Annotated in this window: 7 protein-coding genes; 2 read left to right on the forward strand and 5 right to left on the reverse strand. The window is 74.4% G+C overall.

Annotated features, from left to right (window positions below):
• Positions 1–940: terpene synthase family protein (locus BU198_RS29500; RefSeq protein ID WP_188299907.1), on the forward strand; the 940-nt coding region annotated here is incomplete at its 5' end.
• A 19-nt stretch (positions 941–959) separates the two neighbouring features.
• Here the strand turns inward: BU198_RS29500 and BU198_RS29505 are convergent.
• The 4 genes from BU198_RS29505 to BU198_RS29520 all read right to left on the reverse strand — a co-directional run bounded on the left by BU198_RS29505 (position 960) and on the right by BU198_RS29520 (position 3,620).
• Entirely contained in the window at positions 960–1,115 is a 156-nt protein-coding gene (locus BU198_RS29505) for a DUF6126 family protein (protein WP_188299908.1), read from the reverse strand.
• A 43-nt stretch (positions 1,116–1,158) separates the two neighbouring features.
• Positions 1,159–1,500 carry an ArsR/SmtB family transcription factor gene (locus BU198_RS29510; RefSeq protein WP_188299909.1) on the reverse strand — a complete coding sequence of 114 codons (342 nt, stop codon included), beginning with the start codon at positions 1,498–1,500 and terminating at the stop codon, positions 1,159–1,161.
• Positions 1,501–1,756: 256 nt separating this feature from the next.
• Complete coding sequence (locus BU198_RS29515) at positions 1,757–2,224, reverse strand: hypothetical protein (protein WP_188299910.1); 468 nt, start codon at positions 2,222–2,224, stop codon at positions 1,757–1,759.
• Positions 2,225–2,597: 373 nt separating this feature from the next.
• Positions 2,598–3,620 carry a glycoside hydrolase family 3 N-terminal domain-containing protein gene (locus BU198_RS29520; protein ID WP_223245107.1) on the reverse strand — a complete coding sequence of 341 codons (1,023 nt, stop codon included), beginning with the start codon at positions 3,618–3,620 and terminating at the stop codon, positions 2,598–2,600.
• A gap of 509 nt (positions 3,621–4,129) precedes the next feature.
• On the opposite strand from BU198_RS29520, the gene BU198_RS29525 reads away from it, so the two are divergent.
• Positions 4,130–8,194 carry a hypothetical protein gene (locus BU198_RS29525; protein ID WP_188299911.1) on the forward strand — a complete coding sequence of 1,355 codons (4,065 nt, stop codon included), beginning with the start codon at positions 4,130–4,132 and terminating at the stop codon, positions 8,192–8,194.
• Between the two features lie 78 nt (positions 8,195–8,272).
• Here BU198_RS29525 and BU198_RS29530 read toward each other — a convergent pair.
• The coding region (locus BU198_RS29530; protein ID WP_188299912.1) for a PLP-dependent aminotransferase family protein at positions 8,273–9,142 on the reverse strand (870 nt) is incomplete at its 5' end.

Raw genomic sequence — 9,142 nt, forward strand, 5'->3', positions numbered from 1 at the left:
GCCCGCCGCCCCGGCGGACCCCCGCCGGTCCCGCGACCTGCGCCTCGCCGCCGACCGGCACGCCGACTGGGCGGTCCGCCGCGGCCTGCTCACCCCGTCGGAGCTGCCCCGCTACCGGGCCTACGCGCTGCACGAGCTGATCGGCCACGCGTTCCCCCGCGTCCGGGGCGCCGAACTCGACCTCCTGGTCGACGTGCTGGGCTGGTTCACCATCCTGGACGACCGTTTCGACGGCTCGCCCGGGCGCCACCCCGCCGAGGCCCACGCCCTGGTCGACCCGCTGATCGCGGTCCTCGACGGAGCCCGCGGCGGGAGTCCGTCCGATGGCCGACTGCTCGACTCCTGGCGGGAGTTGTGGCACCGGCAGACCGCCTCGATGTCCCCCGAGTGGCGCGCCAGGGCGGCCCGGGAGTGGCGCGCCTGCCTGGCCACCTTCCCCGCCGAGGCCGACCACCGCGCCCGCGGCACCGTCCCCGCCCTCGGCCTCGACCTGACGGACACCATGCGGCTGCGCCGGCACGGCAGTTGCCTCTACCCGTTCATGAACATAATGGAACGGGTCCACGGCGCCGACGCCCCGGCCGCCCTGCACGCGGAGCCCGCGCTGCACCGGCTGCGGGCCAACACCGCCGACGCCGCCACACTGATCAACGACCTCTATTCGCTGGAGCGCGAGGAACGGCAGACCACGGCCGCGTTCAACACCGTGCTCACCCTCCAGCGGACCCACGGCTGCACCCGGGGCCGGGCCGTCCACGCGGTGCGCGTCCAGGTGGCACGGCTGCGGCAGGAGAGCGAGGAACTGCGCCTCGAGCTGCTGCGCCGCCATCCGGCCGGACGCTGGTACCTGGAGGGCACCCGGCAGCTGGTCGCCGGCGTGCAGGCGTGGACCAGCACCAGCGACCGCTACCTGGTACCGGACGGCGGGCGGCACCGGTGAGCCGCCCGCCCCCCGGGGGCTACTTCCGGTCGCCGAGCGCGAACAGCAGCAGCACGAAACCGGCGAACAGGTGCGTGGCGAAGATGTAGATGCCCGCGCGGATCAGCATCGCCTTGCGGCGCCGCTTCTCCTCGCTCGTACCGTCGCCCGCACTCTCGCCGGTGCTGTCGTTCATGGTGGTGCTTCTCCTCGGATCGGGCGGACGGGCCGGGCGCGGCTCAGCGGGGCCGGCCACCGGTGGCGCGCAGCTCGGTGAGCAGCGCGCCCTGGTCGGTGATCAGCTCGGTCAGGATCCGACGGGCCGCGCGCAGCAGCTCGGCGACGTCCGGGGTGCTGAGCGCGTACACCACCGTGTTGCCCTCACGGGTCGCGGTGACCAGCTGGGTGCGGCGCAGCACCGCGAGCTGCTGGGAGAGGTTGGACGGCTCGACCTCGATCTCCGCCAGCAGCTCGCGGACCGGCCGGGGGCCGTCCTGGAGCAGCTCCAGGACCCGGATCCGCACGGGGTGGCCGAGGGTGCGGAAGAACTCCGCCTTGGCCTGGTACAGCGGGACCGGCATCGTCCGCTCTCTCCCTCGGGTCCGGCTCGGTGGTCGTCCGGCCGGGCGGGGGTCGATGCCGCGGCCGGTAGGCATCATCGCGACAGATGAAGATTTCTTCAAGTCGTCACTGCGCGCCGGCTCCCCGCAGGCCGCGGCCGGACGGCCCTTCGCGCGGCCGCGACCAGGGCCGCGACCGGGGCCGGACATCCGAAAGCCGAGCCCGGGATGCTGCCAACTCCCGGGCTCGGCCTTCACGGTGACGATACGTCAGTCGTCAGCAGACTACAGGCACGTCCACCGTGGCCGGCACCTGGCCGCTCCAGAACCCGTCGACACCGAAGGACACGTGCACGGTCGACCCGCAGGCCACCGTGGCCGCGATGCCGTCGACCCGCACGGTGGACACCTGGAACACGGTGCGGCCGTTCACCGTACCGAGCGAGGCTCCGCCGGCCACGTCGGCCGACAGGTGGGTCACCAGCTCCTTCGGCGCCGGCGGCCACGGGGTGCCCGGGGACGGCGGACCGGCCAGGCCGATCTTCCCGTAGATCGCGACGCTGTCGCCGGTCACGTCGGCGCAGGCGTAGGTGGCCAGGCCGGCCTGGAGGCTGGAGTAGCCGCAGGTGGTGACGGTGGCGGTGGTGGTGGCGGCAGTCGGGGTCGCGGCGAGCGCCGGGACGGGCGCCGCGAGCAGGGTGACGGCGCCGGCGGCGATCCAGGTGGCGCGACTCATGCGGTTCATCGGTGCCTCCTCCTTCGGAGGGTATGAGGACGGACTAGGGCAGGTGATGTGGGACATGTGATATTTCATAGGCCCACGACGGGAACTCTCCCATGCGATTCCTGTGCCCCGACGCCGATTTACCCTTCGAACCGAACCCTCGACCGAAACCAGACCTTCGATGGCGCAATCACCCTCGGACGGCCCAACCGGCACCACCATCCAGACGACGCCCGCGTGGAGCCCCGGTGAACCACGTCCGAACCGCCGCCGGGCCCGCCCCGGCGGCCACCGCGCCGTCGGCCCGCGCACCCGATCGGCGGGTGACAGGACCTACCGGAACGGCGCCGCCGGGCGGGGCCCGCGGCGCATCCGCTCACCCGCCGCCGCCGGCTCAGTCCAGCGAGGCGCGCAGCTCGTCGACCCTGGCCACGGCCTCGGTGAAGGCGTGCCGGTCCAGGCGGCCGTCGTCCAGCGCGGCGGCCAGGGCCTCGGTGGCCTCCTCGGCCTGCCCGGGGTCGCGGGCGGAGCAGAGCATCAGGTCCATCCCGGCCCCGGCGGCGGCCAGCGCGCGGTCTCCGGCACCGCCGTACGGGGCGAGTGCCTTGGCTTCCATGGCGTCGGTGACGGTCACACCGTCGAAGCCGAGCCGGCCGCGGAGCTCGCCCTGGATGATCGTGGACGAGAAGCCGGCCGGGTGGTCCGGATCCAGCGCCGGGTAGACCGCCCAGGAGGCCATCACCAGCCGCACGCCCGCCGCGATGGCGGTCCGGTACGGGGCCTCACCCCGGGAGCGGAGCTGTGACAGCGGGACGTTCAGGGTGACCTGGCCCTCGTCGGTGTTCGCGCCCCGGGGCGCGGCGCCGAGGCCGGGAAAGTGCTTGGCGGTCGCGGCCACCCCGAGGCCCTGCTGGGCGGTGAGGAAGGCGGTGCCCAACTCCGCCACCGCGCCCGGGTCCTGGCCGTAGGAGCGCTCGTAGTGGTCGATGAAGTTGTCCGGCTTGTCGTAGACGTCGAGCACCGGGGCGAGGTTGAGGTTCAGCCCGGCATCGGCGAGCGTCCGGGCGGCACCGGACCCGGACTCCGCCGCCGCGGCGACCGGGTCCGCGGCCGAACCGACACTCCGGGCGGAGAGCTCGGGCGCACCGGGCAGTCGGCGGACCCTGCCGCCCTCCTGATCGGTCATCAGCAGCAGGGTGCGCGGGTGCGGGGCCTCGGCCGCTGCCTGCTTCAAGTCGGCGACGGCCCTGGCGAGTTGTTCCGGGCTGGTGACGTTCTCGCCGAACAGGATCACGCCGGCGGCCCGGCCCTCCCTGAGCGTCCGGAGCACCCCGGCCGGCGGCGTCGGGCCGGAGTACGACAGCACGATCCGCCGCCCGGCGAGCACCCGGGAGTCCTCCTGCTCCTGGACGGCCATCGCCGCACTCCTCTCACCGGCCGCATCCGGAGCGCCGGGGGCGCCAGGCGCGCCGGTGCTCCCCGGCGGCCGGGTGGGCGAGCCGAGCGGGACCGGCCCGAGCGCGGCCCCCATGACGGCAAGCACCACCCCGAACTGGGCGACACTGCGGAACGGGACCATCACGCCTCCCGGATCGGATGTTGACTTCAGCATGTCAACCTACCCAGGGAGGCGGACCACCACGCTCCAGCCGCGTCGGATTCATCCGACAATCCGATACTTCCGGTGCGATCGCGCCACCCGGCCCCAGGCCCGGCACCCGGGCCCACACACCGGAAGACCGAGGTGAGGGCACCCGGACACCTCGCGGCCGGAGCTCCCGACGTGGCGTCAGCACGGGGCGCGGGACGGGGCGGCCTACACCCCGGTAACCGATGGCAGGATGCGCACACGTCCCGCTAGACTCCGCCAGCTCGCTCACATGTACGACCTTTCCGTGCACGACCTGCCCACAACGGGGGGATGAGATGAACGTGCTGCCGATCGGCAGACGAGTACGACGAAGGCGGGGTGGGGGCGGCCGCTCAGCCGCCTCCGGAGCCCTGCTGCTGGCCGTCCTGGCCTCGCTGGTGAGCCAGGCCGCACCGGCCCAGGCCGTGGGGGCGGCGCCGACCGCGGCCGTCGCGCCGCAGGCGGGCGCACCGGCCGACCCGAACGCGAACCCGGCCGCCGACCCGGACCCGGCCGCCGACCCGGACCCGGCCGCCGGGCCGGCCGCGGCCCCGAACGCGGCCCCGAGCCCTGCCGCGTCCGCCGCGTCCGGCGCACCCGGCCGGGAGGCCGACCGCAAGGCCGACCAGCAGGCCCTCGCCCAGGAGCTGCGCCAGGCCGACCCGAGCGGCCCGTGCCCGGCGGCGCTGCAGCCCGGCACGGTGGCGAGCTGCGCCGCCGACCCGAGCGGGACCAGCGTCTTCAGCCTCGACCTGCCGCAGCAGAAGGACCTGCTGCTCCTGCAGATCGTCCCCACCCAGGGCTCGATCACCCCGACCGTCGTCGCGCCCGACGGCACCGCCGTGACCTGCGACGACCCGGTCGGCCCGAGCTGGGACGGCAACAGGGCGCTGCGCTGCGCCACCACCCGGGCAGGCACGTACACGCTGAAGGTGGAGACCTACTCCGCTACGCCGACCGGCCTCGCACTCTCCTACCTGCCGCTGCTGTCCACCACGGCCTGCCGGACGCTCGGCGCCGCCGACCTCGCACTCGGCGCCCCGACCGACGTCCAGGGCTCGCTGGCCCTCGGCTCGGCCGGTGACTGCTACCGGGTGGACGGCCTCGCCGCCGGCGACGTGCTCCGCACCGGTTCCACCGGCCAGCGCGGCAGCGTCGTCGTCTACGACGGCACGGGCGCCGAGGTCTGCGGCAAGTCGACCTATCCCGACTGCCGGCTCACCGGCTCCGCGCCGTACCGCTTCACCGTCCAGCGCTACAACGGCGCGGCCCTCGCGTACGACGTCTTCGCGGCGCGGTTCTCCCACCCGGAGGGCTGCACGCTCGTCGAGCCCCAGGCGTTCGGCGTCTCCCCCGACCTGACCGCCACCACGCGCTGCCGGACGCTGCGCGTCCCGGAGTCGACGCGGTACGGCTTCGGCCCGCTCGTCACGAACGACGGCTCCGTCCCCGGCGCGCTGTTCGCCGCCGACGGCACCGCCCAGGGGGAGCCCTGCTTCCAGGGCGCCTGCGACCTGACGCCGGGTGACTACACCTGGGCCGTCGACGCCTACGCGCCGCCCTCGGTCGGTGCGTACGGCATGGCCTTCCACTCGGCCAGGGAGACCCGGGGCTGCGTCGCGGCCAACGACACCGGTCTGACGGCCGGTCCGGCCACGGGCACCTTCGGCGGCCTCGGCCAGCAGCTCTGCCTGGCCCTGCCGACGGCCTCGGGCAAGGGCGTGTACCTGCTCAACCGGCCGCCCGCCGACGGCGCGACGGTCGATGCCCAGGTCTTCGACGCCTCGGGTGCCAAGCAGTGCGAGATCACCCGCGGCGCGTCCGTCGCCTGCAAGCTCACCGGCACCGCCCCGTTCCGCGCGGTGCTGACCGGCACGCCGTCCAAGGCCTACGGGCTGGTGGTCCACCGGAGCGAGGCGACCGGCGGCTGCACCGCCTGGCCGCAGAGCGGGTTCGACGGCAGCTGGGGCGCCGAGGTCCCGGTGACCGCGGCCGCTCCGCAGGCCTGCCTGAGCCTGCCCGCGGACCGGCACTCCGTCACCGAGCTGACCGACTACACCAACACCACGAACCAGCTCAACGCCGACGTGACGGTGTTCGACGCGTCCGGCGCCCCGGTCTGCACGGCGGTCGCGGTCGGAAACTCGGCCAAGTCCTGCCGGCTGGCCACCGGCGTGGCCTACACCGCGCTGCTGACCGGCTGGGGCGGGGCCGACACCTACCGGCTAGCCCGGCACGACATCTCGCCGGGCGCGAACTGCCTGACCCCGTCCTCGACCAGGGTCGGCGGCCCCGGCATCTCCTTCGACCTGACCTCCGCGCTGGACGCCCGGTGCGTCCGGGTCACCGCCGCAAGCGGCGACAGGTACACCCTGGGCGTCCGGACCTCGGACGGCGCGTACGGCAAGAACGCGCTGCTCACCGTGCTCGACACCGAGGGCAAGCAGGTCTGCACCCAGTTCGGCGTCTCCTGCCGGCTCACCGGTGCGGGCTCGTACACCGCGGTCGTGCTCGCCTCCGGGTACGCGGGCAGGACGATCCACGCCGGTGTGGACGCCTGGAAGGTCGGGACGGCCGCGGGCTGGGCGCCCGAGTGCGCCGCGAACCCGATCAGCGTCGAGGGCTTCCCGCAGCGCGGCGGGGTCCTCACCGACGACTCGACCGCCTACTGCGCCGTCGTCGACATGAAGGCCAACCAGTCCTTCAACGTGGTCGGCACCACCAGCGCCACCCGGCAGGACGACTTCCCGCTGCTGCGCCTGCTCCGGGGCTCCCGCTGGAACGACGAGTACGGCTACCAGTGCTCCTCCAGCTACGGGGCCTTCGGCGGCCGGTGCTCGTCCGACTCGCAGCCCGAGCAGGCCGTGCTGATCCTCAGCCACGCCACCGCGGGCACGCCGGTCGAGTACAGCATGCAGGGCGTCTGCGACTTCTCCTCCTGCCCTGGACCGCAGCCGCAGCCGGCCCTGGCCTCGGTCAGCCCGTCCACCGGCGCCGCCGGGACGAGGATCCAGGCCGTGATCCGGGGCAAGGGGCTCCACCTCGGCAACAAGGCCAAGCTGGTGGGCAACGGCGCCCCCACCTACCCGGTGACGACGACCCTGTCCGCCGGCCCCGACGGCACCTCGCTCGACGTGCTGCTCGACACCAACGGCCTGGCACCCGGCAGTTACGACATCGCGCTCGACGGCGTCTACGGGGTCTCGCTCCCCGGCGCCTTCACCGTCACCGCCGCCACCACCGCGACCAGGAGCCGGTTCGTCCCGATCGACCCGGCCCGTTTCCTGGACACCAGGAACGGCACCGGCGCCCCCGCCCAACGGGTCGGCGAGGGCGGCGTGGTCGCTCTCCAGGTGGCCGGCGTCAAGGGCGTCCCGGCGACCGGCGTCACCGCCGTCGTCATGAACGTCACCGCCGTCGACCCGACCCAGCCCGGCCACGTCACCGTCTACCCCGACGGCCGGCCCCGCCCGGACGTCTCCAACCTCAACTTCGAGGCCGGCAAGGTCGTCCCGAACCTGGTGACGGTCCCGGTGCTGAACGGGAAGGTCGACCTGCGCAACAACACGGGCTCCGTCGACCTGATCGCCGACGTCACCGGCTACTACACCGACGGGGCCACCGGTTCCGCGCTCACCCCGATCACTCCGGCCCGTTTCCTGGACACCAGGAACGGCACCGGCGCCCCCGCCCAACGGGTCGGCGAGGGCGGCGTGGTCGGCCTCCAGGTGGCCGGCGTCAAGGGCGTCCCGGCGACCGGCGTCACCGCCGTCGTCATGAACGTCACCGCCGTCGACCCGACCCAGCCCGGCCACGTCACCGTCTACCCCGACGGCCGGCCCCGCCCGGACGTCTCCAACCTCAACTTCGAGGCCGGTCAGATCGTCGCCAACCTGGTGACGGTCCCGGTGGTCAACGGGAAGGTCGACCTGCGCAACAACACGGGCTCCGTCGACCTGATCGCCGACGTCACCGGCTACTACGGGGACTCCGGTTCGGTCTTCTCGCCGACCACCCCGGTCCGGCTGCTGGACACCCGCAGCGGTGCCGGCGCCCGTGCCGGGGCGGTGGGCGGCGGCGGCATCGTCAGCGTGCCGGTGACCGCGCTCCAGGGCGTGCCGTCCACCGGCGTGACCGCCGTGGTCCTGAACGTCACGGTCACCGGACCGACGGCGGACAGCCACCTGATCGTCTACCCGCACGGCACCGCCCGCCCGGGCGTGTCGAACCTCAACTTCACCGCCGGACAGACCAGGGCCAACCTGGTCGTCGTCCCGGTGGTGGACGGCCGGGTGACGCTCTTCAACAACTGGGGTGACGCCCACGTGATCGCCGACCTGAACGGCTACTTCGCGGCCTGACCCCCGCACCGCACCGATCGCCGCCGTGCCGCCCGCTCTCCGGGCGGCACGGCGGCGCCGTTGTGCCGGGCCCGTCCGTCACGAACCGGGCCCCCTGGGCGCCAGGCCGGCCAGCCGCCCCAGGACGGCGACGCCCTCCGCGATCTCGGCCGCCGAACCCGCCGCGTAGCCGAGGACGAGGCCGGACGGGTACGGCAGCCGGGCGTGCCAGGACAGCGGCTGCACCTTGACCCCCGCGGCCAGTGCGGCGGCGGCCAACTCGGTGTCCGCGCAGCCGAGTTCCTCCGGAAGGGTCAGCATCAGATGGAGGCCGGCCGCCGCGCCGTGCACGACGGCGCCCGGCAGGTGGGTGCGGATGGCGGCGATCATGGCGTCCCGCCGGCGCCGGTGGCGGCGGCGCAGCAGCCGCAGGTGGCGGTCGAGTTCGCCGGATTCCATCAGCCGGGCGAGCACCAGCTGGGGCAGCACCGGATTGCCGAGGTCGGCGAAGCGCTTGGCGTCCAGGACGGCGTCCCGCAGCCGGGCCGGGACCAGCAGCCAGCCGGTGCGCAGCGCGGGGGCGAGCAGCTTGGAGATGCTGCCCGCGTAGCAGACCCGGTCCGGCAGGACAGCCCGCAGGGCCGGGACGGGCGGGCGGTCGTAGCGGTGTTCGGCGTCGTAGTCGTCCTCGATGACCAGACCGCCCTGGCCCGCCCAGCGCAGCAGTTCGCGCCTCCGGTCGCCGCCGAGGACCACGCCGGTCGGGTACTGGTGGGCGGGGGTGAGCAGGACGGCCGGGGCGCCGGTGGCGCGCAGCGCGTCGACCCGGACGCCCTCGGCGTCGACCGGGACGGGCGGGGTGGCGGCGAGCCAGTGGGCGAGGTGCTGCCGGGCGCCGAGCGAGCCCGGGTCCTCGACCGCGACCTCGGTGACGCCCGTCCGACCGAGGGCGCGGCCGAGCAGCGCGAG

The organism is Streptomyces sp. CBMA156 (assembly GCF_014596515.1).
Classification (GTDB): domain Bacteria; phylum Actinomycetota; class Actinomycetes; order Streptomycetales; family Streptomycetaceae; genus Kitasatospora.

Excerpts from the sequence above, each read along its gene's own strand:
- BU198_RS29515 (WP_188299910.1), bottom strand. The coding sequence starts at position 2,224 with ATGAACCGCATGAGTCGCGCCACCTGGATCGCCGCCGGCGCCGTCACC.
- BU198_RS29520 (WP_223245107.1), bottom strand. The coding sequence starts at position 3,620 with ATGGCCGTCCAGGAGCAGGAGGACTCCCGGGTGCTCGCCGGGCGGCGG.
- BU198_RS29525 (WP_188299911.1), top strand. The coding sequence starts at position 4,130 with ATGAACGTGCTGCCGATCGGCAGACGAGTACGACGAAGGCGGGGTGGG.
- BU198_RS29505 (WP_188299908.1), bottom strand. The coding sequence starts at position 1,115 with ATGAACGACAGCACCGGCGAGAGTGCGGGCGACGGTACGAGCGAGGAG.
- BU198_RS29510 (WP_188299909.1), bottom strand. The coding sequence starts at position 1,500 with ATGCCGGTCCCGCTGTACCAGGCCAAGGCGGAGTTCTTCCGCACCCTC.